The sequence below is a fragment of the Aureimonas endophytica genome (assembly GCF_014642635.1).
GTDB classification, from domain to species: domain Bacteria; phylum Pseudomonadota; class Alphaproteobacteria; order Rhizobiales; family Rhizobiaceae; genus Plantimonas; species Plantimonas endophytica.
In genome coordinates, this window is record NZ_BMIQ01000004.1 from 351,277 (window position 1) to 372,779 (window position 21,503).

The window sequence follows — 21,503 nt, forward strand, 5'->3', positions numbered from 1 at the left end:
TGCGACCTCTTGTCACCGTATTGAATTCCGATCGTATCATTTTGCAACGTAGGTTGCATGATAAGCTGGCTGTATAACGGAAGGGATGTTGGAGCTGGCGGGTTTTCAGCTTTCAAACAGGAGAATGTTTACTCGCCCCGCTTAGTGAGTCGACCATGGAAGCGGTCGGCCCACGCGAGCGGGACAGGCGCTTCGCATGGGTCCCGGAGCGCCGATGCCGTCTTCTCGCCTGCGCCGATTCTGCCGCGACGTCCGAGGCTCGGTGGCCGTGCCCTTCGTCCTCGTCACAACCGCGCTCCTGGTCACCACGGGCATGGGGCTCGACTTCGCGCGCAGCTATAAGGCGCAGCAGCGCATGCAGGCCGATCTCGACGCGGCGGTGCTCGCCGCCGTGCGCGACATCTCGACCTCCGACAAGCCGGCCCTCCAGAAGATTGTGACCGACTGGTTCGCCGCGCAGACCGACCAGTCCGCCTATACGATCGACGATATCGGCATCGACCTCACCAACGACACGATCAAGGCGACCGTGCGCGGCAGCGTCCCGACCAGCCTGATGCAGCTCGCTTCGGTGAAGACCATGCCGATCGCCGCCACCAGTTCGGTGACGGGGCCGAGGAGCAGCTATCTCGACGTCTATATCGTGCTCGACAATTCCGCCTCGATGATGCTGGCCGCCACCAGCGCCGGGCAGACGCAGATGACCAACGCCATCGGCTGCGCCTTTGCCTGCCATACGGTGGGCGACAATGCCGACAAGCTGAAGGCCAAGGGCGGCTACAAGAACAATTACGAATATGCCCGGGGGAACGGCATCCAGCTGCGCACCGACGTCGCGCTCGACGCCGCGCGATCGGTGCTCGATTCGATCAAGCAGTCGGACCCGCAGGGGAAATACACCCGCGTCGGCATCTACCGCATCGGCGCGACGGCGGTCGAGGCGGTGAAGCCGACGACGAACACGGCGACGGCCGCCGCTGCGCTGACGGAGGCGACGGCGGAGAACTTCTCCTATTTCGACCAGTCCCTGCCGAAGATGGCGAGCTTCGTCGGCAAGGCGGGCGACGGATCGAGCCTCGACAATTCGCGCAAGCTCGTCCTCCTGCTCACCGACGGCGTGCGCTCGGACATCAACTTTCCCTCGACCACCAATCTGGTCGTGCCGCTGAACCCCGCTTGGTGCAAGACCATCAGCAAGGACGGGGCGGCGGTCGGCGTGCTCTACACCCGATATCTGCCGATCAACGACACGCGCTATACCAACACGCTCGGCAAGACCATGGCGAGCAGCTCCTGGACCTCGCTCTTCGGCGGCGTCTACCGCTCGGGCACCAAACCCTCCATCAGCCGCGCCGACTATCTGCCGAACGCGCTGCAGGACTGCGCCTCCTCCACCAGTCTGTTCATCAGCGCCGATTCCGGCGACGCGATCAAGGCCGGCCTCGTCTCGCTGCTGCAACGCTACATGTCGCAGGTGAGGCTGACGCAATGAGGCGCGACGAGCCGCTTCTCCGGCGCTTCTGGCGCGATTCCGGCGGGGCCGGCGCGGTGGAATTCGCCTTCGTCGTCCTGCCCTTCATGCTCTTCGTCTTCGCGATGCTGGAGATCGCCGTCATCCATTTCGCCGGCACCACCCTCGACGCGAGCGTCAATATCGTCGGCCGGCAGATCCGCACCGGCCAGGCGCAGTCCGGCGGCCTGACCTATGACACGGTCAAGGCCAAGATCTGCGCGGGCCTGCTCGACATGCTCGACTGCTCCGGCAATCTCTATCTGAACGTGCGGACGATCTCGGGCCTCGACGCGGTGGATTCATACAATCCGGTGACCTCCGCCGGCACGCTCGACACCAATAAGACCTTCATCGCCGGCGGCGCGCAGGACTATGTGATCGTCCAGGCCTTCCTGCCGCTGCCCAAATTCGCGACCTTCCTCAATATCGGCGGCAACAAGCTGGCGGACGGGCGCACGCTTCTCGGGGCGACCGCCCTCTTCCGCAACGAGCCGTTCCAATGAGCCTTCGTGCCGAGCGCCGCTTCCTCGCCGACCGCCAGGGCATCGCGGCGGTCGAGTTCGCGCTCATCGCCCCGTTCCTGCTGCTTCTCTTCGCCGGCGCGGCCGAGTTGCAGCAGGGCCTCGGCGCCGCGACCAAGGTGGACGAGATCACCGCCGTCGTCGCCGATCTCGTCGCGCAGGAAAGCAACCTTTCCGGCGACGATCTCGATGCGATCTTCAGCGGCGCCAAGGCCATGCTCGCGCCCTATCCGGTCGGCGACCTGAAGGTCCTCGTCGCCATCTCGGACGTGCCGGCCAATGGCGGCAAGGTCGCCTGGTCGGCCGCCAGCGCCGGCGCGGCACTTGCCGGCGGCGCGGACGTGCCGGTGACGATTCCCGCCAAGCTTCGGACCAGCGGTGTCCAAATCGTCACGGTCAAGACGACCTATACGCTGACAACGGTGTTCTCGCGCCTCTTCGGCACCTATGCGCTGCAAAAGAGTCGATACACCCGGCCGCGCACCAGCGACATCATCACCTATACGAAGTAAGCTCCGCCGCAATTTCGCCGTATGGAGCGCCTTGGAGCCATGCCGCTGGGTAAGGGGTGAGGCTTGGATGCCCGTTTCGCCCTTGATGCCGGCGTCGCCGAGGCTCGCGCCGCGAGACGGGACGGAACAACAGGGGATGCCTGCCTTGCAGCCAAGCGCCTTCCGGGCCGCCATCGCGGCGGCCATCCTCGTGCTCGCCGGCACGGCGGCCCGCGCCGGGGATGTGGAGCCGGGGCTTCGCCTCGGTCCGCATGAAGGCGAGCGCGTCGTCGCGCTCACCTTCGACGCCTGTTCCGGCGCCACCGACCGGCGCATTCTCGACACGCTGGTGGCCGAGCGGATGCCGGCGACGATCTTCGTCACCGGCCGCTGGCTCGCCCGCAATGCCGAGGCGCTGGCCATTCTCGAAGCCCATCCCGATCTGTTCCAGATCGAGAATCATGGCGCGCGCCATATTCCGGCCGTGACGGATGCGCCGGACGTCTACGGCCTGCCGACCGCCGGCACGCTGCCGGCCGTCATGGCCGAGGTCGAGGGCGGCGCGGCCGCCATTCGCGCCACCACGGGCCGGGAGCCGCACTGGTTTCGCGGCGCGACGGCGCGCTACAGCCGCGACGCCGTGGCGGCGATCGAGAAGCGGGGCTATCGCATCGCCGGCTATTCGCTGAACGCCGACAAGGGCGCCTCCCTCCCGGCGGCGACCGTGGAGAAGCGCCTCGCGGCGGCGCACGACGGCGATGTCGTGATCGCCCATATCAACCAGCCGCACCGGGCCTCGGGCGAGGGGATCGCGGCCGGGCTTCTCGCCCTGAAACGCGCCGGCTTCGCCTTCGTGCGCCTCGACGACGTGGCGACCGAGGCGCGCGGCGAGGCCGTCGTCGCGAGCGCCGCGCCCGCGCATCGGGCCTCGAAGGCTCCGCCGCCGGTCGCGGCGGTGCCCGCCGCCTTACCGCCGGGCGAATGACGCCGGGCATGGGGTGAACGGGCCGGAGCCCGTATCAAGGTCCGCGTGGCGAGCCGGCCGATCCGTCTCCGGTATCCCGGAGCGATCCGCCGGAAACCCTCCGGGCGTCTTTGCTTAGTCGATATGGGAAATATGCGGCACGCCGTCCGGGCCGGCGCGATGGCTGGCGATGCGCAGGAAGTTGCGGCGCATTTCCGGCTTGAAGCGGTGGATGGCGAGCGCGCTGATGTCGGAGATGCTGAATTCGCCGCAAGTCTCGCAGCGGAACTTGATGCCGAGGCCAGCCGGATCGGTCTCGGCCACGGAGATCTCATCGCAGACGGAGCAGAGCAGAAGCATATCGTCATCCCCCTCTTAAGCTGACGAGATGAATCTACTCTGCATCGATGCATTAACGCTACGTCGCGAGCGGCGTTCCTCTCGAAGAGGTTAAGCGTTAAAATTCGATGCTTAATCGAAGGGTCGATCTGCATCGATTCAACGCGCGACGCGCCGTCAGCGGGCGAAGCGTCTCGCGCCGGCGACGCAGGCGACGACGAGGCCGGTCGCGACGATCATCGTCCAGGCGACGGGCTCGCCGAGAAGGAGGCCGGCGAGCGCCAGGCCGAAGAAGGGCTGAAGCAGCTGGAGCTGGCCGACGCCGGCGATGCCGCCGAGCGCCAGGCCGCGATACCAGAAGACGAACCCGATCAGCATCGAGAAGACCGAGACATAGGCGAGCCCGGCCAGGGCCGGCGCGTCGATCCCGGCAAGGCTCGCCGGCCGCGTCGCGAGGGCGAGGATCGCCATGACGGGGAGGGCGAGGACGAGCGCCCAGGAGATCACCTGCCAGCCGCCGAGCCGGCGCGACAGGGCGGCGCCTTCGGCATAGCCGAGGCCGCAGAGCAGGACGGCCGCCACCATCAGGAGGTCGCCGACCGCTGAGACGGCGCCGCCATTGCCGAGCGCGAAGGCGGCGACCGACAGGCTGCCGAAGCCCGAGAACAGCCAGAATGCGGGCTTCGGCCGCTCGCCGCCGCGCAGCACGCCGAAGATCGCGGTCGCGAGCGGCAGAAGACCGATGAAGACGATCGAATGAGCCGAGGTGACGTGGCGCAGCGCGAGCGCCGTCAGGAGCGGAAAGCCGAGCACGACGCCGAGTGCCACGATGGCGAGCGAGGGAAGGTCGCCGCGCGCCGGGCGCTGCTGCCGGAGAGCGAGAAGGAGACCCGCGCCGAGAAGGGCCGCGATCACCGCCCGCGCCGAGGTGAGGAACAGCGGCGAGAAGGCGCCGACCGCGACGCGCGTCGCCGGCAGCGAGCCGCTGAAGATGACGACGCCGAGCAATCCGCTGCCCCAGCCTGCCGTCGTCCGGTCCATGATCGTTCCTCCTCGCGCGTCGCGTCCCGGCGATAGCGCGTTTCGCCCTGGTCGCGACAGAAACGGTGCCATACGATCGGCCCGAACTGTATGGGCCAGGGGAGCCATACGCTTGATGGAAGGCGAGGATGAAAACCGCCCGGCCTCGCGCACCGGGGCGGTCATGGACGCGATCCGGCGCCGGATCGCGTCCCGCGCGCTGGCTCCGGGCGAGAGGCTGCCCTCGATCCGCGCCTTCGCCGCCGCCATGGGCGTTTCGCCCTCGACGGTGGTGGAAGCCTATGATCGCCTGGCGGCGGAGGGGCTGATCCGCGCCCGGCCGGGGTCCGGCTTCTATGTCGCCGGAGCCCTGCCTTTGGCGCTGGCGGCGGCCCAGCCGCCGGTCGAGCGGGCGGTCGATCCCTTCTGGGTGTCGCGCCAGTCGCTCGACGCCACGCCCGACATGCTGCGGCCGGGCTGCGGCTGGCTGCCGGCCGACTGGATGCCCGGCGCCGCGATCCGCCGGGCGACGCGGGCGCTGCTGCGGACGGACGACGCGCTGCTCGCCGATTACGGCGCGACGCGGGGCGCGCCGGCTCTCCGCCGCCTTCTCGCCCGCCAGTTCGCGGCGGAAGGGCTGGAGGCGAGCCCCGACCAGATCCTTCTCGCCGCTTCCGGCACGCAGGCGATCGATCTCGTCTGCCGCTTCCTCCTGCGGCCGGGCGACACCGTGGTGATCGACGATCCCTGCTACTTCAACTTCCAGGCCCTCTTGCGCGCCCACCGCGTCCAGGTCGTCGGCGTGCCCTACACGGCGGAAGGGCCGGATGTCGCCCGCTTCGCCGAGGCGCTCGCCGCCCATCGCCCGCGCCTCTATGTCACCAATTCGGCGCTGCACAATCCGACCGGCGCCTCGCTCTCGGCGAGGGTCGCCCATCGCGTGCTGACGGCGGCCGCCGCCCATGACGTGAAGATCGTCGAGGACGACATCTTCGCCGATTTCGAACCGGAACCCTCGCCGAGGCTCGCGGTGCTCGACGGCCTGTCCCGCGTCGTCCGGATCGGCAGCTTCTCGAAGACGCTGTCCGCCTCGATCCGCTGCGGCTATATCGCGGCGCGGCCCGACTGGATCGAAGGGCTGATCGACCTGCAGGTCGCGACGAATTTCGGCGGCCCGAGTCCGCTGGCAGCCGGCATCGTCCTCGGCACGCTGAGCGACGGCAGCTATCGCAAGCATCTGGACGCGCTGCGCGGGCGTCTTGCCCGGCGCCGACGCGACGTCGCGGCGCTGCTCGGCGGGCTCGGCATCCGCGCCGTGACGGAGCCGCGCGGCGGCTTCTATCTTTGGTGCCGCCTGCCGGACGGGCGCGACGGCGCCGCCGTGGCGCGGCAGGCGATGCGGGAAAAGCTGGTGCTCGCCCCCGGCAATGTCTTCAGCGTCACGCAGACGGCGGCCGACATGATGCGCTTCAACGTCGCGCAGATGGGCGATCCGGCCATTCCCGACATCATCGGCCGGGCGCTCCGCGCGGCCGAGGCGCCTGCCTGATCGCGCTCCGTCTCAGCGCCCGGACACGACCCATTCGGCGGAAGACCGTCCGACCTCCTCGCCTTGCGCGATCCAGTCGGCGAGCGTCAGCTCGTCGGTCGGGCGCGTGTCGGCATCCATGCTGTGCGCCATGATCTCCAGCGCCCAGTCCTTGCGCTGCTCGTCATGGCTCGCCACCGCATCGCCCGGCACCCAGAGGCCGTAGTCGCGCATATGCGCGTCCGCCGCCGTGAAGAGAACGCAGATATCGGCCGCGATGCCGGTCAGGATCAGCCGGTTGACGCCCATCTGCGGCAGGACGACCGGCAGGTTGGTGGCGTAGAAGCCGGAGAATTTCGGCTTGATGACGAAATAGTCGTGGTTGCGCGGCTCGAGGAGGCGCGCCATCCCGGCGCCGCGGCTCTCCGGCTCCAGGCAGGCGGCGACGAGTTGCGAGCGCTCCGAATGCCAATGGCCGTTATTGTCGTTGACATAGACGGTCGGCACGCCCGCGGCGTCGGCGCGCTGGCGCAAGGCGGCGATCCGCCGGGCCGCCGCCTCGGCCGCCGGCCGCATCGCCTCGCCCTCGTCGAAGCCGAGCCTGCTGAGCATGTCGATGATGATGAGCGCCGTCTTGCCCGGCGCGGGGCCATTCTCCGCCATATCCGCCGTCCTCTTCCCTCGAAGCGCCGAGATGGCGACTTCGCCCCCTTCGGCAAGAGCGCGCCGGCCGGCCTGGGAATCCGGAGTGGTTTTGCGGCTAAGATATTGGAACCGTTGGGAAAGGTCGGGCGCGTCAGCCGCCCGTCGGCACCGCCCCTTCCTTCGGCAATGGCAGGTCGATGACGCAATGGACCCCGGTTTCGCCGAGTTCGTAATGCGTGCGCGCCTTCAGCTGATAGGGCAGCGCCTTTTCGATGAGCTGGCGGCCGAAGCCGTGGCCCTCGCGCGCCGTGCGGGGCACCGGCATCTCGGCGAGGCCGCGCTCGCGCCATTCCACCACCAGCCGCCGCTCCCCGCCCTCGCGGCGCAGGTGCCAGCGGATGGCGAGATGGCCGGTGGCGCAGCCGAGCCCGCCATATTTGACGGCATTGGTGCCGAGCTCGTGCAGGGCGAGCGCGATGGTCTGCACGGCGGAGCGGCGCAGCACCACGTTCGGCCCGCCGAACTCGACGCGCGGGTCGGCGATGGCGCCGAGGGCTTCCAGTTCCCGCTCGACCACATGGCGGATGGTGATGCGCTCGTCGCCGACGCGCGACAGAAGGCCCTGGACGCGCGACAGCGCCTTCAGCCGGTCGGCGAGGGCCTCGTGGAACCGCTCGCTCGGCCCGGTGACGGCATGGGTCTGGCGCGCGATGGCGCCGACCAGGGCGAGAAGGTTGCGGGTGCGGTGCTGGAGTTCGGCGACGAGCACGGTCTGGCGTTCGAGGAGTTCCCGCTTCTCGGTGACGTCGACGATGGCGCCGAGCATGCGGATCGCCCGGCCATTGGTGTCGTAGAAGAAGCGGCCGCGCCCGAGGCACCAGTGCAGCGTGCCGTCCGAAGCGATGATCCGGTATTCGTGCACATATTCCTGCCGGTCCCGGCGCGCGGCCTCGATGGCCGTCTCGACCGCCGCGCGATCCTCGGGATGGATATGGGCCATCCAGGTCGCGTAGCTGGATTCCACCTCGCCGGCCGGATAGCCGAGCAGGCGGAAATGCTCCTCCGACCAATAGACCGTGTCCGCGACGAGATCCCAGTCCCAGAGCCCGACATGTCCGACCTCGACGGCGCTGTGCAGCCGCTCCTCGCTGCGCTTCAGGCGGTCGATGTCGCCGATCACCACGGCCTGGCCGGTGAGCTGGCCGGCCGTGTCGGTGATCGGCACCGCCGCGACGCTGGTCCAGACCTCGCGGCCCTGATCGTCGATATAGATCATCTCGACGCCGGGCACGGCCCGTTCGCCGCGCTGGGCCCGCATGCCCGGAAACTGCTCGAGATCGATGGGCTGCCCGGCCGGATCGAGGCCGCGCCAGCGCCAGCGCCGTTCCGGATCGCGCGAGGGGATGAGGCCGGTCGGCATGAAGCGCCGCATCTCGGCATTGGCGACGAGGAGCCGGCCTTCGAGATCGACGACGCCGACACCGACCGGCAGGCTTTCGACGAGCGCGGCGAGCCGGGCCTCGCTCTCGCGCAGCCGCTCCTCCAGGCCGCGCCGCTCCGTCACCTCGCGCGAGACGCCGACCACGTATTCGATCGCGCCCTCGCGGTCCTCGATCGGTGTCCAGACGAAATCGTAGCGCCCGTCGAGGCCCGCCCGGTCGCGGAAGACCATCTCGTCCTCGACCTTCTCGCCGGTCGCGAAGATATGGTCGATATGCCGGTCGAGCCGCGCGGCGAGGTCCGGCGGATAGCCGAGCTCGAGAAAGGTCCGGCCGAGCATCGCGGTTTCGGCGAGGCCGAAGAAGTCCGTCATCGCCTTGTTCACGTAGACGAAGCGGTGGTCGTGATCGAAGGCATAGACATAGTCGCGGACCGAGGAGAGAATTCCCGTGAGAAGCCGGCGCGAGGGACCGGTCTCGGTCTCCGGCTGGTCGGGTGAAGCGGGCAGTCGGGACGGCATGCTTCGGTCAGGTCTCCCGCCGTCCGGTCTGAATCATTCCGAAGCGGCCGCGTCGTCAGGGCGATACAATTTCGGCGGGAGATTAGGCGTATATTCCCAACCGGAGCGCGAACCGCATTGGATCCTGGCCTCATCGATCGGGTCGGAGCGATGCGTCGCGTTCGACTGTTCTTGATAAACCCATGGCGAAGCAGAGCCAAGGCCCTGTGTTGTCCCGGGATGACCGAAAAACGCGGCGGGAGATGAGGCGCCAGCTTCTAGGATCATACTCCGCCACCTTTCTCGGCCGGTCGAAGGCCTGCCGCTACGGCAGGCGAGCCGGCTACCAGCGGCGGGGCGGGGTCTATCGGTGGTCGCGCGCGCCGGGGCGCCGTGCCAGTCGCGCCGCCAGCAAGGCGACGCCGGCCAGACCGCCGAGGACGGCCAAGGCGCCGAAGGTCCGGCGCTCGCCGGGGCGCCGGAAGCCGCCGTCGATCCGGCCATCCGTGGCCGGCGGCGCGAACAGGTTGCCGTCCGTCGCGGGCGCCGGCGTCGCCCGGCCGAAATAGCGGCCGAGGAAGCCGTTCATCGCGCTCGCCCCGAGATCGGGGGCGACGACCTGCCCGAGCTTCATGAGGAGCGTCGGCGCGCCGATGCCGGTCGAGGGCCTCGGCGCGTCGGCGAGACGGACGACGGCGCGCGCCACGGTGCGCGGATCGAGGACGCCCGGCGGCACGGAGGTCTCGCCGCCCGCATAGTTGCCGGCATGGCGGATCGCCGGTGTGTCCACGAAGGTCGGATAGATGTCGCAGACATGGATGTCCGGATAGGCCGAGAGTTCGCCGCGCAGCGCCTGCGACAGGCCGCGCAGGCCGAACTTGCTGGCGGCATAGGCGGCGGCCCAGGGCGTCGCCACGAAGCCGCCGATCGAGATCATATTGACGAAGATGCCGCGCTTCTGGCGCAGGAAGATCGGCAGGACGGCGTAGGCGTCGTGGAGATGGCCGAGGAGATTGGCCTCGACAACCTGGCGGTGCGCCCGCAGCGGCACCTCGTGGAACTTGCCGACGACGCCGACGCCGACATTGCTGAACCAGAGATCGATCGCGCCGAGCCATTCGGCCGCGCGGTCGGCGAGGTGCTGCACCGCCTCGGCATCGGTGACGTCGGTCGGCACGGTCAGCACCTCGGCGCCGAGCCCCCGGCAGCGCCCGGCGACCTCGTCGAGGGCCGTGCCGTTGCGCGCGGCGAGCACCAGCCGCGCCCCGCGCCGGGCGAAGGCCTCGGCCGTCGCCGCGCCGATGCCCGACGAGGCGCCGGTGATGACGACCCGTTTGGAAGCCGAAGACGACATCGCTCTCTCTCGATGATGGGGATCGGTCATGGCGTTCAGGGCGCCCGATAGGCGGAGCGGTCCTCCGCCCGCGCCGGCGCGTCGCGATAGCGGCCGGTTCGCGGCACGGCGACGGTGTCGAATTCGCGCGCCAGCCGATGGAGGGCGTCGCGCATCGCCGGGCCCGCCATCGCCTGGCCGTGGCCGGTGACGACGCGCTCCGGCTCGAGCGCCGCCAGCGCCTCGACGGAGCGTTTCGCCTTGTCCCATTCCACCGTGTAGTACATCGGCGGCCCGTGCATTTCCGGCCGCTGGACGGCCACCGCATAGGCTGCTTCCTGAGCGGTCGTGACGAAGGCGTCGCCGACGATGAGCGAGCGGTCGGATTCGCGCCAGAAGGAGACGTGACCGACGCTGTGGCCGGGCGTGTGCAGCCAGCGCCAGCCCGGCAGGACGGGAAGGGGCCCGTCCTCGGCGAGGGCGCGCAGGCGCGCGCCGACATTCACCGGCCCACGCGGAAAGAAGCGCGCCATCGCCGCCATCAGCCCGCCGCCGACGCTCGGATCGCCCGGCGGATAGGCGGCGCGGCCGTCGAGATAGGGATGTTCGAGCGGATGCGCGTAGACCGGCGCGTCCCATTCCGCCGCCAGATCCTCCAAGACGCCGACATGGTCGAAATGGCCATGGGTCAGGACGATCGCCGACGGCCGCGCCTCGGCGCCGAAGCGCTCCCGCGCCGCATCCTGGATCAGGCCCTTCGTTCCCGGCAGGCCGGCATCGATGAGGACCCAGTTCCGGTCGCCGGCGCCCGGCCGCCCGACGAAGACGACATTGACGAGGCCGAGCCGCCGATAGGCGAGATCGGGCGCGATCTCGTGGGTATGGTCGGCGCGGGCGGCGTCGAGCACCGGGTCGATCGCGCTGGCCTCGGCGGGAAGGGGGATCTGCTGGACCATGGACCCGTTCCCTCCCTCAGCGGCGCCGCGACAGGGCGAGGGCGCAGACGAGGTCGAGCGCCGCGATGGCGGCGACATTGGCGAAGGCGCCGATCGCATAGGGCCGCTGCGGATTGGCCGGTCGGAGCGCCGGCGCGAGGCTGGCGAGATCGAGCGCGTCGCCGGCGACGCGGCTCCAGATCCAGGGCGTCGGATCGCGCGACAGGAGAATGCCGAGCCCGGCCGCCACCTCGCGCAACCCGTAGGCGCGCGTCGCCGTCTCGTGATGGCCGATGCCGAGCGCCCGGTCGAGCCTTTCCGGCGCCAGGATCTCGAGGGCGCCGAGGGCCAGGCTGAACCAGCCGAGCCCTTGCGCGAGGGCCGCGATCCTCTCCGGCCGATCCCAATGGCTGCTGGTCATTCCCGCCGTCCTTCGCATCCCGTGAGAAACGAAAGGCCGGGGCGGACATCCGTTCCGCCCGGTATTGTTAGACGGCCGCCGAGTCGGCCTGGCACCGCGCCGTCAAGGCCGGGCGCGGTCCCGGGCATAGGCGAGGCAGCCGTTGACGATCGGCGCGCAAAGGGCGTCGCGCCCTTGAGCGCTATCGCTGTCGCCGGCATAGGCGAGCCCGGTGAGATGGCCGCCCTCGAACTGGAACTGCGCCCGGCAATAGCCGCCGCCGCCGACCTTCAGATTGGTGTTGGCGATCCAGAGCGGCGCGGACAGGCTGAGCCCGCTTTCCGAATTCGTCGCCCGGTAGCTCCAGGTGGTGACGCCGTTTTCGGTCAATTGTTCCTGCGGGAAGCCGGCGCACATGCGCACGTCCTGCTCGCTGAAGCCGAGCAGCGCGGTCTTGGCCGAAGCGACGCGGGAGGCCGGTCCCGTGCTGGCGCAGGCGCCGAGAAGCGCGAGGGTGGACAGCGCGAAGCCGACGCGCAATCCCGTCGATGAGTGGCTCATGACGTCTCGTGGTCGTTGATGCTGCCCCGCACATAACGCCTCGCGGCGCAGCGAGGGCATGACAATGCGGTGAGATTTCCGCGCGGGGCGGGGGCGAGGGGGCGGACGAGCGGGGCGCCGATAGGCGTCGCCGCCCGCCCCGCCGGCGGATCTCAGACCGGCTTGCGGTCGGCCTCCTCCTCGAAGGTCACGGCGACGTCGCCATTGGCCGAGAGGCGCACCCTGTCGCCCTCGATCTCGGCGACGAGCGCGGTGGCGATGTAATGATGGTGCCCCTGATGCGCGCCTTCGCCGCTGTCCTTCTTCGTCAGCTTGATGCGGTCGCCCTCCACCCGGTCGACGGTCCCGACATGGGCGCCGTCGGCGCCGATGACTTCCATATGCTCGCGAATCGATCCGATATTCGACATCGTCGTCTCCTTCTTCGAAGACAGCCGAAACGTCGTCGCGGCCTTCAGGATGCCGCGCGGGTCGCTTTTCCCGAAGACGCGGCGTCGTCTTCTCGAAGCGGGAGTGTCGGTCGGCGATGTTGAGCGCCAGCCGGCGGCGTCCGGCGATGGCGAAGCAAGGCGTTTCCTGCCCGTCCGCTTTCAGGGGTTGGAACTGGGCAAGAGCCGGCCCTCTGTCCAACAGGATCAGACTTCGAATTCCCGGTCGAACTTCACCCGTTCCAGGAAGGAGGAATCGTGGCTCACGACGAGAAGCGCGCCGTCGAAGCTTCGTAAGGATTCCTCCAGGAGTTCGACGGACTCGATGTCGAGATGGTTGGTCGGCTCGTCCAGAATGACGAGCCAGGGTGGTATGGGGCCTGAAAGGGTCGCGGCAAGGCCTGCGCGCAGACGCTCCCCGCCGGACAGGGTGCCGACGATCCGCGTCGCATCCCGGTTGCGGAAGGCGAACCGGGCGCAGATGCCGTAGGCTTCCTCGTCGCCCGCGTCCGGGTTCAGGCGACGGATGTTATGGAGAACGGTGCCTTCGGGATCCAGCAAGGCGACATGCTGGTCGAGCATGGCGATGCGCCCTTCCGCGCGGCGCACCGTGCCGGCGACGGGCGCCGAGAGGCCGGTGGCAAGGCGCAGGAGCGTCGTCTTGCCGGCGCCGTTCGCTCCCTTCAGCGCGATGCGTTCCGGCCCGTCGATATGCAGCGTCCACGGACCCAGGCGCCGGCCTCCGAGCTCGGCCACGACGCCCTCCATGGCGAGAACCCTGGCGTTCGAGGGCAGGCCGCTCGACGGCAGCGTGATCGTCAGCGGCGTCAAGATCTCCACCCGGGACCGAGCCTCATCCGCCTCCGATAGGGCGGCGCCCATCCGCCGGTCGCCGATCGCCTGTGTTCGCCCGCCGGTATTCTCCGCGCGCTCGGCTCGCGCGTTCAGAAGGAGCTTCGGCTCGGACCCCCTGGCCGCGAAGGCGCGGCCCGCCTTGTCACGTCGCTCCTTGGCCTCGCGCTGCGCCTGTGCGGCCTGGCGCGCGGCGCGGACGCCCGCATCGGCGCGTTCGAGCTCGGCTCTGGCACGGAGCCGGTCCTCGTCGCGACTGGCGGCGAAGGCCGACCAGCCGCCGCCGAAGCTGCGCGCTCCGATCGTCGTCAGTTCGAGGATGCGGTCCATGTCGTCCAGAAGCTCGCGGTCATGGCTGGCGACGAGAAGGCCCCCGCGCCAAACCCGCACCAGGCTTCGGATCGCGGCGCGGCCGGAGGCGTCGAGATTGTTCGTCGGCTCGTCCAGAAGCCCGATGTCCGGGGCCTCGATGAGGAGGCGAGCGATGCCGATGCGCGTCCGCTCGCCGCCCGACAGGGTCCCGAGGGGGCGGTCCAGCGGCAGGTCGGACAGGCCCGCCTGCGCGAGGGCGGCGCCGAGACGGGCCTCCAGGGTCCAGTCCGCAGCGTCGAGATCGTCCGCAGTGCCGCGTCCGGCGAGAATGCGGCCGAGCGCATCCATCCGGCTCGCGACGCCGAGCGCTTCGACCACGCTCCAGTCACTCGGCATGTCCTGCTGGAAAACGCCGACCGATCCGGCTCGGCGAACCGTGCCGGACGAGGGCTCCGCAAGGCCGGCGACGATGCGGAGGAGCGTCGACTTGCCGGCGCCGTTGCGGCCGACGAGGCCGACGCGTTCGGCTCCGAGCGAGACGGTTAGGCCGTGGAAGAGCGGATGGCGGTCAGGCGTCCGGGCGGAAACGGAATCGAGCGTGACAAAGGCGGACATGAGGAACCGTGGCAGGAGACGAGACAAGGCGGATCGCGTTGCTCATCCGGTTGTTCACGGCTGCACTCCCTTCACGGTTGAGTGCCAGTATAAAGCGGCAGCATTCTTCATGCAACCGTTGGTTCGTCTTCCCGCGCTGGGCAGGAGGCCCTGAGCGTCCGGGAAAGGACGAACCCTGCCGATCGACATGTTCGATCGATGCCGCCGATCCGTCCGGCCACGGCGCCTTTCCGCCTGTCGGACTCCCTCATCCTGTCCGCCGCATTCGCGGGCGTTCGGCGCCTTCCGGCTCAGAACAGCGCGACGATCGCTTGGACCAGCGACGCGCCGCCGATCGGCGCGATCAGCGACAGGATGACACCGAGGACGACGAGGCGCAGGAGCATGCGCTCCTCGCGCGCCGAGATCGTCGGCTTGCGGTCCGGCGGCCCTCCCGGCGGCTCCCATTCCCGTTCGAGAAACATCGGCTTCCTCGCTGCGGCGGTCCTGAATGCCGCGACTATAGCGGCAAAGGACGGCGCGACAGCTGCGACGAAGCGACCGCCCCTGGGCCTTGCACGAGAGCGCCCGGCACGGATACGGGCCCGGCGGCTGTCGCATGCCGAACCGATTAACGTCTTGCGCCGACAGGATGAATTGGAACTCGCGGCCGGGTTCGGGTGTTCACGGGCAAATCAAGTCCGAGTGAGGCACCATGCGTAAGATGATCATCGCCTTGGCCGCGCTGCTGGCCGCTCCCGTCCTGGCCGGCGCGCCCGCCGCCCAGGCCGAAACCCTCATCATTTCCAACGACCGCTATGACGGCCCGCGTCATGTCGAGCGCCGCTGGCACGACGACCGGTACGATCGCGACTGGCGGCATCGCCGTCCCGACCGCGTGACCGAGCGGCGCTATCTGGACGACCGCCGCGATCGCGGCTGCATGACGCGGAAGGTAATCCGCTTCGTCGACGGCGAGCGGGTGGTCCGCACCACGCGCGTCTGCCGCTGACCGTTCCACGCCTCGTTGCGGCGCATCCGGCCGCATCGAAACCTGAAAAGGCCCGCCGACCGATCGGCGGGCCTTTTGCGTCGTCGCTCCACGGATCGGGCGACGAAGTCGTGGACGGCCTCTCCCGGAGGCGCGGCGGGAGCGTTCGAGGCCGCATCGTTCCGGAGCCATGACCGGGACTGCCGGTTCCGCATGTTGTCAGGCCGGTTGACCTTGCGTTAGCATGCCGTTCTTCCGCAGCGACGAAGCGACACGCCAGCCTCTTTCGAATCTCTCGCCGATCCTCTTCGCGCGCGGTCGATGCCATCCGCTTTTTCTCTTAATCCAAGGAGGAGCCAGAGCATGACAAGCTATCGCGAGGCGGCGATGCGGCAGTCCGAAGCCGTCGGCACCAGGATCGTCACGGCGACGGAACTCGATATGACGGAGGACCATCCGCTGCGGTCGAAGCGCTATGTTCCGCTTTTGCCGAACTGGTGCGTCTGCGTGACGGAACCCTGCCGCTGCGAGACGCCGGACGGGCCGATCGTCTGGGTGCCGCAGGATGCCATCCGCAGCCGCGAGGCGACGGGGCGGAGCAATCGAAGCGGCGAGCCGCTCCAGGATTTCCATCTGGAGGATGGCGCGACGCTCATCTCGGAAGCCTTCATCCGGGTGCGGGCCGACCATCTGCCGCTGTTGCGGCGGGCAGGCGGCTCGCGGCGGGCGGAGGGCGGCGAACGGCCGGCGGCGCGGGCGCCCGGCTTCACCTATGCCGGCCAGCACTGCCATGACGAAATCCTCTATGACAGCTGGATGGAAACCGATGCCTCGGACAACCAGACCTATCACTGCGTTCCCATAGGCTCCTGCGTCTGAACGGCGCATCCCCGCGCGGATCCTCGGCCAGGGCCGGCGGGCGGCGGGAGCACCCGCCCGCCTTCGCGTGGTGGAACGGCGCTTGCGCCTTCCGCCGGACGCCTTGCCGCCGCGCCACGGGGCGATAGCTCCGCGCCATGAAGATGCGCCGCAAGTCGGATCTGCCCGAGAAGCCCTGCCGCCAATGCGGCCGGCCCATGGTCTGGCGCAAGGCCTGGGCGAAGACCTGGGACGAGGTCGCCTATTGTTCCGACCGCTGCCGCGCGGAAGCGGCGAAAGACCGATCCGCCCGCCGCCGGAACGCCGTCCGGCCCGGCGACGACCCGGCAGGGCCTCGCGAGGCGGCGACGGACGACCGGACGCGGCCGCGCCGTTCCGTCCCTATCCTGGAATGATCCCATTGGCGCGGAACCACGCCACTTTGTCGCGAAGCGTGTCTTCCACCGGACGGAAGCGCGGGCCGAGTTCGAGCCCGCGCCCGGCCGGCTTGCAATGCACCAGTCCCCCGTGACGACGATGTGCGCCATCGTCCCGTCGAGGAGTAGGGGCCTGCCCGTCCGCCGGGCATAGGCTTCCTGTTCGCTGGCGAGGACGTCGGTCAGCGCCAGCGAAATCTGCTCGTGAGGCACCAGTCCCCTCTAGCTGCGGCAGGAGATTCGGAACGCTCTCCGAGCGTGCAGCTGCGGCGCGACAAGAATCCGGAGAGATTACTGGCTCTCGAAAGAAGAGACCGCGATCGGGCGGCGGTCAGATCCGGCGCCGGCCCGAGATGATCTGGAAGATCACGACGATCACCGCGATCACGAGGAGGAGGTGGATCAGCCCGCCGGCGACGTGGAACACGAACCCGCCGAGTATCCAAAGCACGAACAGGATGATGGCAATCGTCCACAACATGGAAGCGTCTCTCTCTTCGCCGCTCGTCGGCGGCTACAAAGAACGACAGGCTGCCTCGGGCGTTCCCTGGCCTCGCCACGGATGATGAACGCCGCTCGGCCTTCGCCTTTTCTGCTGCCTTGGAAGAAGACCGCGACCCGCGCTGAAGTGCCGTTCGGGATCGGTGGAGGAACCGTAAGGCGTCGGCGGCTGCCGGAGGGCGAAGATAGATGGGGCGTCGCAAAGAAGGCCTTGGGCTCGAAACCCGAAGAATCAGCAAAACGATGGAGTCAGGCCTGGGCAATGGCGGAGAGAGCGTCCGCCCAACTGACGCCCTTCCCCATTTCTGGGCGTCTCTGGAAGGCCGGTGGCGCGGGCGAGTTCTTTCTCTGTTCGTGTCTGATCGTCCGCCATGATGCGCTATCATCCCCACTTCAAACTGGGGAGAAAGTGGGGATGGATGGCGCGCGGAACCGGTAAGCTCACCGACACCGGCATCAAGTCCAATCCCCTCAAGACCGGACGGCATTCGGACGGCGGTGGCCTCCATGTCATCATCCTGGCGGAACGAGAAGCACCGGGCGCAGTGGAAGAAGACGCTGGAGGTTATGCAAATCCGATCCGCGAAAAGCGCGTCTCGTCGATTGATGCGAACGATGTGCTGAAGGTGCTCAATCCAATCTGGGCCAAGAAGGCGGAAACGGCGTCGCGCCTGCGCGGCCGCATCGAAAATGTCCTCGACTTCGCCAAGGCCAAAGGCTGGCGCACGGGCATAGAACCCGGCGCTCTGGCGCGGCCATCTCAAGAACGTCCTGCCGGCTCGCCAGAAGCTTGCGCGCGGCCATCACGCGGCGATGCCCTACGATCGACGCGCATGAAGGCTGCGAAGGAACATCGCGTTCCGCTATGCAACCGGGCTGTTGAGATCCTGCGCGAGCTGCATGAGGTGCGGACTGGCAACCTCGTCTTTCCAAGCATGCACCGTGATAAGGCCGCTTCCGGCAAAGCAGCAGAGAAGCCGCGGTCGGTTATGGCGATGGACATGCTGCTTCGGCGGATGAAGCAGAACGTGACGGTTCACGGCTTCCGCTCAGCGTTCCGAGATTGGGCAGGAGAGGAGACGAGTTTTCCGCGTGAAGTAGCCGAACAGGCGCTCGCCCATCACGTGGGCGATGCCGTCGAGCGTGCATATCGGCGCGGCGATGCGCTGGAGAAGCGCCGGCAGCTCATGGAGACATGGGCGACTTATTTGGCGATGAGTGAGGAAGGGGAGACGGTGCAGCTGCGAATGGATTGAAGCTATTTCGCGATGGGAATGAGCATGGCACCAGGACGCATTTTCGGCATTCTCGACTGTTGATCGGGGCTGCACCCCAAGCTGATCCAGGATGCAGCCATTAGTTCTCGAAAGGAATGTAGCTTAGTTCGTCCCGAACGCCGCCTTCAGGTTCTTGATCGCAACGTCTTCGGCCTGCTTCGCTTTTGCGACAACCTTGCCCATGCCGAAGAACTCGTGGGTAACGCCATCATAGTTTTGTGCATCAACCTGAACGCCAGCCTGTTTCAACTTGTCGGTCAGTGCCAAACCCTCTGACTGCAGAGGATCGATCTGAGCTGTGATCACCGTTGTCGGAGACAATCCCTTGAGATCGGCCTTGCCGACGATGTCGAGGCGCGGGTCCTGCATATCGGCCGGCGAGTTGGTCAGGTTCTGATAGAACCAGGCCATCATCGGCTTGTTGAGCGGTGCGACCTTGGCGCTGTCCGCCATCTTATAGGATTGCGTGTCGAGATCGGTGCCAGCCATCGGATAGACGATGACCTGATAGACCGGCTTCGTCAGGTTCTGGTCGCGGGCTGCGATCGCGACATTGGTTGCGAGGTTGCCGCCAGCGCTCTCGCCAACAAGCGCGATCTTCTGAGGATCGCCGCCGATCTCGTTCGCATGCTGCGCGACCCACTTATACGCCGCCACGGCATCATCGTGCGCTGCCGGAAACTTATGCTCCGGCGCCTTGCTGTACTCGACGGAGACGACGACGGCATTCACTTCCTTCGCCAGCATCTCGCTACTGGCGGCATAGGTCGCATTGTTCGCGATGACGAACCCACCACCGTGGAAATAGACGATGACCGGGAGGTTGCCGGATGCTTTGGCCGGCTTGAAGACGGTGGCGACAATCTTTTCCTTGGCTCCGTCCACGAGGATGTTCTTCGACATGACGGCCGGATCGGGTAGCGTGCTCTTACCCTGCTCGCGCAAGACCTGCATCGCGCCATCGGCGGCTGTCGGTTGCTGACGAGCCTCCGCCGCCTGAAGGTCGGGCAGAGGTTTCGGGTCCATGGCGACTTGCGCGTCGACAACATGCTTCATGTCGGCGTCGGCCTCCGCCAATGGATTGCCGGTCACAGAGCGAACGGCGTTCTGCACCTTATCGGTAACGGTCTCCTTCGCGTTGTTCTGCTGGGTTTCCTGAGCCAGGGCAGAGCCGGAGACGAGCAATAGGGAGGCGACGGAGAGACGGAGGAATGCACGCGTCATGACGATGTCCTTGAATGGGGCTGCTCGATCGAAGGGCGGGAAAGGCGGCACGCCTACATCGCCTCGATCATGGCCTTGTGCTGCTTGACCTTCGGGAGAACGGCGTCGACCCAGTCGCCAAGCGCGTCGTCATGGCCGTTCTGATCGTAGTCGGACAGAAGGCTGACGGTCTCGTTATGCGACGCGATCTGATCGGCCTTGTAGACCTTGTCGAAGTCCGCGCCCTGGAATGTCTTCAAGTTGTCGAGCTTCGCTTGATGCGCCTCGTCCAGCTTCGTCTCGGCCTTGGTCTTCGAGTTGGCGGTGGCCTGCTGCAGCTTCTTCAGAGCGTCTTCGTGATCGGCAATCATCTGATGCGCGAATTTCTTCACATTCGCATCGGAAGCGCGCTCCAGCGCCAGTTTTCCCTCTTCGATCTCGAATGTGTTTCCAGCAGACGCCTTCTGGATGAACTCGTTGTCCGTGACCGATGCCATCTGAGCTGCGCCGACCGACATCATCGCTGCCGTAATGACGACAGCGCCCAAGATTTGGGATTTCATGGGAAGCTTCTCCGTTGGCCACAGGAAGCAGCGCGAAGTGCCGTCGTTCCTACAGAATTGTGTTGCCGTCTGCCGATTGGCGAACACTAAGTTTTCTGATGGCTATCGGGGATAGGCCATTCTTGCCCAAGCGGGCTGGAGCGACTGCCAACCATGAGCTATCGGTGGATAATTGTTCATCTGACCGTAATGTATGACACCAGGCGAGTTCCCGGTTGCCCTTCGTTGCGGCCGGCCGCCTCGCTCATAGCCGCCGACGTAATGCCTATGTCTGCGCCCCTTGCCTACCCGCTCAGGAGCGTAGGTTCCTGCACGCGGATATCTCCACGGGAGGCAGTTGATGGCCCAAGACGACACGACGAGCAGTTGGGAGAAGCGAGCGGCGGCGATGCGCGGCCGAGATCTCACGGCGGATGAGAAAGCGGCTGTCGGAGAGGCGATATTGCAGGGCTCCGTTCATCCCGGCGTCGATGCCCGGGCGAAGAAGCGGATCATCCGCAAGGCGATCGACAGCGTCAGGCCTCGGATCGGGGCACGCTCGTAGGACTGGCTGGGCAGGCATCGCGCCATCCATTGTGCCGCCTGGCTACAAAGCGGCTATGTCGTCCGATCTAAGTGAGCGGACTTCACGCCGCGTCTTGCATCGCTCGCTTTGCAGATAGCGCAAGGAAGCCGGATCGCGTCATACCGGCCTGTTCAGCGTAGGCATCGATCCGCTCAAGCTCGTCCTCCGGCAGCGTGATGTTGACCCGTACGATCTTGCGCGCCTTTGCCGGCGCTTCCACGAGGATGGCAACACCGTCCCGGTTTTCCGCATCGGCCATGACAGCTTCCAGCGATGACGGCTCGGGGATGGCCTCGCCATCTGCAGCCATTCCCGCCAAATGCAGCGCCAATGCTTCGGCCGCCATGGCGCGCGCCTCGTCCAAATCCCTTCCGGCCGTCACGCATCCCGGCAAATCTGGAAACGACACTCCGTAATCGCTGACGGCATCCTTGTGGATCAGTGCGATATAGCTGGCCATCGGACTATCTCAGTTTGACGCCGGATTGCTTCTCGATGCTGCGGGGCGTCCTGATCGGAACGTCGCGCTTCGAATGTGGAAGAGTGACGCGACCGGGTGCTTCACTTGCAGGTGACTGCCGACACGGCTCACCTCGAACCAACCATCCGCCTGAAGTCGAGCCAAGGCTTCGCGGCGATCCATACGCGATCATATGCACACAAATATGCACTGAGCCAATGGATGCGACAAGCGAAATGGCGTCCGGGTGAGGATCGTGGCGCTTACTTCCTG

Annotated in this window: 24 protein-coding genes and 1 pseudogene; 10 read left to right on the forward strand and 15 right to left on the reverse strand. The window is 67.4% G+C overall.

Features of this window, described 5'->3' with window-relative positions:
• The first annotated feature begins 214 nt into the window (after window positions 1-214).
• The 4 genes from IEY14_RS15105 (at window position 215) to IEY14_RS15120 (ending at window position 3,510) form a co-directional block, all read left to right on the forward strand.
• Window positions 215-1,492 carry a TadE/TadG family type IV pilus assembly protein gene (locus IEY14_RS15105; protein WP_188909886.1) on the forward strand — a complete coding sequence of 426 codons (1,278 nt, stop codon included), beginning with the start codon at window positions 215-217 and terminating at the stop codon, window positions 1,490-1,492.
• The gene (locus IEY14_RS15110) at window positions 1,489-2,016 is read left to right on the forward strand and encodes a TadE/TadG family type IV pilus assembly protein (RefSeq protein WP_188909888.1); all 528 of its coding nucleotides are present in this window, start codon (window positions 1,489-1,491) and stop codon (window positions 2,014-2,016) included. The genes IEY14_RS15105 and IEY14_RS15110 overlap by 4 nt, the downstream gene beginning before the upstream one ends.
• Complete coding sequence (locus tag IEY14_RS15115; protein WP_188909890.1) at window positions 2,013-2,546, forward strand: TadE/TadG family type IV pilus assembly protein; 534 nt, start codon at window positions 2,013-2,015, stop codon at window positions 2,544-2,546. Before IEY14_RS15110 ends, IEY14_RS15115 begins: the two co-directional genes overlap by 4 nt.
• A gap of 136 nt (window positions 2,547-2,682) precedes the next feature.
• Window positions 2,683-3,510, forward strand: coding sequence for a polysaccharide deacetylase family protein (locus tag IEY14_RS15120; protein ID WP_188909891.1), 828 nt, complete (start codon window positions 2,683-2,685; stop codon window positions 3,508-3,510).
• Window positions 3,511-3,624: 114 nt separating this feature from the next.
• Here IEY14_RS15120 and IEY14_RS15125 read toward each other — a convergent pair whose 3' ends face one another.
• Both IEY14_RS15125 and IEY14_RS15130 read right to left on the reverse strand, forming a co-directional pair.
• On the reverse strand, window positions 3,625-3,849 hold the full coding sequence (locus tag IEY14_RS15125; RefSeq protein ID WP_188909892.1) for a hypothetical protein: 225 nt from the start codon (window positions 3,847-3,849) through the stop codon (window positions 3,625-3,627).
• A gap of 156 nt (window positions 3,850-4,005) precedes the next feature.
• Window positions 4,006-4,869: a DMT family transporter gene (locus IEY14_RS15130; RefSeq protein WP_188909893.1), complete on the reverse strand. Its 864-nt coding sequence runs from the start codon at window positions 4,867-4,869 to the stop codon at window positions 4,006-4,008.
• Window positions 4,870-4,984: 115 nt separating this feature from the next.
• Here IEY14_RS15130 and IEY14_RS15135 point away from each other — a divergent pair, with 115 nt between their 5' ends.
• On the forward strand, window positions 4,985-6,397 hold the full coding sequence (locus IEY14_RS15135; RefSeq protein ID WP_244639489.1) for an aminotransferase-like domain-containing protein: 1,413 nt from the start codon (window positions 4,985-4,987) through the stop codon (window positions 6,395-6,397).
• Between the two features lie 12 nt (window positions 6,398-6,409).
• Here IEY14_RS15135 and IEY14_RS15140 read toward each other — a convergent pair whose 3' ends face one another.
• The 9 genes from IEY14_RS15140 to IEY14_RS15180 all read right to left on the reverse strand — a co-directional run bounded on the left by IEY14_RS15140 (window position 6,410) and on the right by IEY14_RS15180 (window position 14,860).
• Window positions 6,410-7,039 carry a cysteine hydrolase family protein gene (locus IEY14_RS15140; RefSeq protein ID WP_188909894.1) on the reverse strand — a complete coding sequence of 210 codons (630 nt, stop codon included), beginning with the start codon at window positions 7,037-7,039 and terminating at the stop codon, window positions 6,410-6,412.
• 133 nt (window positions 7,040-7,172) lie between these two features.
• Window positions 7,173-8,981 carry a PAS domain S-box protein gene (locus IEY14_RS15145; RefSeq protein ID WP_188909895.1) on the reverse strand — a complete coding sequence of 603 codons (1,809 nt, stop codon included), beginning with the start codon at window positions 8,979-8,981 and terminating at the stop codon, window positions 7,173-7,175.
• Between the two features lie 343 nt (window positions 8,982-9,324).
• Window positions 9,325-10,314: an SDR family oxidoreductase gene (locus IEY14_RS15150; protein ID WP_188909896.1), complete on the reverse strand. Its 990-nt coding sequence runs from the start codon at window positions 10,312-10,314 to the stop codon at window positions 9,325-9,327.
• Between the two features lie 35 nt (window positions 10,315-10,349).
• Window positions 10,350-11,249, reverse strand: a complete 900-nt coding sequence (locus IEY14_RS15155; protein WP_188909898.1) for an MBL fold metallo-hydrolase — start codon at window positions 11,247-11,249, stop codon at window positions 10,350-10,352.
• Between the two features lie 16 nt (window positions 11,250-11,265).
• Window positions 11,266-11,649, reverse strand: coding sequence for a hypothetical protein (locus IEY14_RS15160; protein ID WP_188909900.1), 384 nt, complete (start codon window positions 11,647-11,649; stop codon window positions 11,266-11,268).
• 102 nt (window positions 11,650-11,751) lie between these two features.
• Window positions 11,752-12,189 (reverse strand): hypothetical protein, encoded by a 438-nt coding sequence (locus tag IEY14_RS15165; protein ID WP_188909902.1) that lies wholly within the window; start codon window positions 12,187-12,189, stop codon window positions 11,752-11,754.
• A 152-nt stretch (window positions 12,190-12,341) separates the two neighbouring features.
• Window positions 12,342-12,599, reverse strand: coding sequence for a DUF2171 domain-containing protein (locus tag IEY14_RS15170; protein WP_188909904.1), 258 nt, complete (start codon window positions 12,597-12,599; stop codon window positions 12,342-12,344).
• Between the two features lie 225 nt (window positions 12,600-12,824).
• A complete protein-coding gene (locus IEY14_RS15175) occupies window positions 12,825-14,396 on the reverse strand; it encodes an ABC-F family ATP-binding cassette domain-containing protein (RefSeq protein ID WP_188909906.1) in 1,572 nt (523 codons plus the stop codon).
• A gap of 290 nt (window positions 14,397-14,686) precedes the next feature.
• Entirely contained in the window at window positions 14,687-14,860 is a 174-nt protein-coding gene (locus tag IEY14_RS15180; protein ID WP_188909908.1) for a hypothetical protein, read from the reverse strand.
• Window positions 14,861-15,090: 230 nt separating this feature from the next.
• On the opposite strand from IEY14_RS15180, the gene IEY14_RS15185 reads away from it, so the two are divergent.
• From IEY14_RS15185 to IEY14_RS26315, 3 genes are all read left to right on the forward strand, one after another.
• Window positions 15,091-15,387 (forward strand): hypothetical protein, encoded by a 297-nt coding sequence (locus IEY14_RS15185; protein WP_188909910.1) that lies wholly within the window; start codon window positions 15,091-15,093, stop codon window positions 15,385-15,387.
• 342 nt (window positions 15,388-15,729) lie between these two features.
• The gene (locus IEY14_RS15190; RefSeq protein WP_188909912.1) at window positions 15,730-16,245 is read left to right on the forward strand and encodes a hypothetical protein; all 516 of its coding nucleotides are present in this window, start codon (window positions 15,730-15,732) and stop codon (window positions 16,243-16,245) included.
• A gap of 143 nt (window positions 16,246-16,388) precedes the next feature.
• Window positions 16,389-16,640 carry a DUF2256 domain-containing protein gene (locus IEY14_RS26315; protein WP_188910127.1) on the forward strand — a complete coding sequence of 84 codons (252 nt, stop codon included), beginning with the start codon at window positions 16,389-16,391 and terminating at the stop codon, window positions 16,638-16,640.
• 352 nt (window positions 16,641-16,992) lie between these two features.
• Here the strand turns inward: IEY14_RS26315 and IEY14_RS15200 are convergent, their stop codons facing one another.
• Complete coding sequence (locus tag IEY14_RS15200; protein WP_188909914.1) at window positions 16,993-17,142, reverse strand: lmo0937 family membrane protein; 150 nt, start codon at window positions 17,140-17,142, stop codon at window positions 16,993-16,995.
• Window positions 17,143-17,660: 518 nt separating this feature from the next.
• On the opposite strand from IEY14_RS15200, the pseudogene IEY14_RS15205 reads away from it, so the two are divergent.
• Window positions 17,661-18,418 (forward strand): annotated as a pseudogene (locus IEY14_RS15205) (tyrosine-type recombinase/integrase); the annotation flags it as partial.
• Between the two features lie 123 nt (window positions 18,419-18,541).
• On the opposite strand, the gene IEY14_RS15210 reads toward IEY14_RS15205, so the two are convergent.
• Both IEY14_RS15210 and IEY14_RS15215 read right to left on the reverse strand, forming a co-directional pair.
• Entirely contained in the window at window positions 18,542-19,663 is a 1,122-nt protein-coding gene (locus IEY14_RS15210) for an alpha/beta hydrolase (RefSeq protein WP_188909919.1), read from the reverse strand.
• 53 nt (window positions 19,664-19,716) lie between these two features.
• The gene (locus IEY14_RS15215; protein ID WP_188909920.1) at window positions 19,717-20,205 is read right to left on the reverse strand and encodes a DUF4142 domain-containing protein; all 489 of its coding nucleotides are present in this window, start codon (window positions 20,203-20,205) and stop codon (window positions 19,717-19,719) included.
• Window positions 20,206-20,545: 340 nt separating this feature from the next.
• On the opposite strand from IEY14_RS15215, the gene IEY14_RS15220 reads away from it, so the two are divergent.
• Window positions 20,546-20,749: a hypothetical protein gene (locus IEY14_RS15220; protein ID WP_188909922.1), complete on the forward strand. Its 204-nt coding sequence runs from the start codon at window positions 20,546-20,548 to the stop codon at window positions 20,747-20,749.
• A gap of 82 nt (window positions 20,750-20,831) precedes the next feature.
• Here IEY14_RS15220 and IEY14_RS15225 read toward each other — a convergent pair whose 3' ends face one another.
• A complete protein-coding gene (locus IEY14_RS15225; RefSeq protein ID WP_188909923.1) occupies window positions 20,832-21,230 on the reverse strand; it encodes a type II toxin-antitoxin system HicB family antitoxin in 399 nt (132 codons plus the stop codon).
• Window positions 21,231-21,503 lie beyond the last annotated feature (273 nt).

Excerpts from the sequence above, each read along its gene's own strand:
- IEY14_RS15165 (WP_188909902.1), bottom strand. The coding sequence starts at position 12,189 with ATGAGCCACTCATCGACGGGATTGCGCGTCGGCTTCGCGCTGTCCACC.
- IEY14_RS15115 (WP_188909890.1), top strand. The coding sequence starts at position 2,013 with ATGAGCCTTCGTGCCGAGCGCCGCTTCCTCGCCGACCGCCAGGGCATC.
- IEY14_RS15220 (WP_188909922.1), top strand. The coding sequence starts at position 20,546 with ATGGCCCAAGACGACACGACGAGCAGTTGGGAGAAGCGAGCGGCGGCG.
- IEY14_RS15190 (WP_188909912.1), top strand. The coding sequence starts at position 15,730 with ATGACAAGCTATCGCGAGGCGGCGATGCGGCAGTCCGAAGCCGTCGGC.
- IEY14_RS15180 (WP_188909908.1), bottom strand. The coding sequence starts at position 14,860 with ATGTTTCTCGAACGGGAATGGGAGCCGCCGGGAGGGCCGCCGGACCGC.
- IEY14_RS15105 (WP_188909886.1), top strand. The coding sequence starts at position 215 with ATGCCGTCTTCTCGCCTGCGCCGATTCTGCCGCGACGTCCGAGGCTCG.
- IEY14_RS15185 (WP_188909910.1), top strand. The coding sequence starts at position 15,091 with ATGCGTAAGATGATCATCGCCTTGGCCGCGCTGCTGGCCGCTCCCGTC.
- IEY14_RS15130 (WP_188909893.1), bottom strand. The coding sequence starts at position 4,869 with ATGGACCGGACGACGGCAGGCTGGGGCAGCGGATTGCTCGGCGTCGTC.
- IEY14_RS15200 (WP_188909914.1), bottom strand. The coding sequence starts at position 17,142 with ATGTTGTGGACGATTGCCATCATCCTGTTCGTGCTTTGGATACTCGGC.
- IEY14_RS15150 (WP_188909896.1), bottom strand. The coding sequence starts at position 10,314 with ATGTCGTCTTCGGCTTCCAAACGGGTCGTCATCACCGGCGCCTCGTCG.
- IEY14_RS15145 (WP_188909895.1), bottom strand. The coding sequence starts at position 8,981 with ATGCCGTCCCGACTGCCCGCTTCACCCGACCAGCCGGAGACCGAGACC.
- IEY14_RS15225 (WP_188909923.1), bottom strand. The coding sequence starts at position 21,230 with ATGGCCAGCTATATCGCACTGATCCACAAGGATGCCGTCAGCGATTAC.
- IEY14_RS15210 (WP_188909919.1), bottom strand. The coding sequence starts at position 19,663 with ATGACGCGTGCATTCCTCCGTCTCTCCGTCGCCTCCCTATTGCTCGTC.
- IEY14_RS15135 (WP_244639489.1), top strand. The coding sequence starts at position 4,985 with ATGGAAGGCGAGGATGAAAACCGCCCGGCCTCGCGCACCGGGGCGGTC.
- IEY14_RS15110 (WP_188909888.1), top strand. The coding sequence starts at position 1,489 with ATGAGGCGCGACGAGCCGCTTCTCCGGCGCTTCTGGCGCGATTCCGGC.
- IEY14_RS15140 (WP_188909894.1), bottom strand. The coding sequence starts at position 7,039 with ATGGCGGAGAATGGCCCCGCGCCGGGCAAGACGGCGCTCATCATCATC.
- IEY14_RS15170 (WP_188909904.1), bottom strand. The coding sequence starts at position 12,599 with ATGTCGAATATCGGATCGATTCGCGAGCATATGGAAGTCATCGGCGCC.
- IEY14_RS15125 (WP_188909892.1), bottom strand. The coding sequence starts at position 3,849 with ATGCTTCTGCTCTGCTCCGTCTGCGATGAGATCTCCGTGGCCGAGACC.
- IEY14_RS15175 (WP_188909906.1), bottom strand. The coding sequence starts at position 14,396 with ATGTCCGCCTTTGTCACGCTCGATTCCGTTTCCGCCCGGACGCCTGAC.
- IEY14_RS15215 (WP_188909920.1), bottom strand. The coding sequence starts at position 20,205 with ATGAAATCCCAAATCTTGGGCGCTGTCGTCATTACGGCAGCGATGATG.
- IEY14_RS26315 (WP_188910127.1), top strand. The coding sequence starts at position 16,389 with ATGCGCCGCAAGTCGGATCTGCCCGAGAAGCCCTGCCGCCAATGCGGC.
- IEY14_RS15160 (WP_188909900.1), bottom strand. The coding sequence starts at position 11,649 with ATGACCAGCAGCCATTGGGATCGGCCGGAGAGGATCGCGGCCCTCGCG.
- IEY14_RS15155 (WP_188909898.1), bottom strand. The coding sequence starts at position 11,249 with ATGGTCCAGCAGATCCCCCTTCCCGCCGAGGCCAGCGCGATCGACCCG.
- IEY14_RS15120 (WP_188909891.1), top strand. The coding sequence starts at position 2,683 with ATGCCTGCCTTGCAGCCAAGCGCCTTCCGGGCCGCCATCGCGGCGGCC.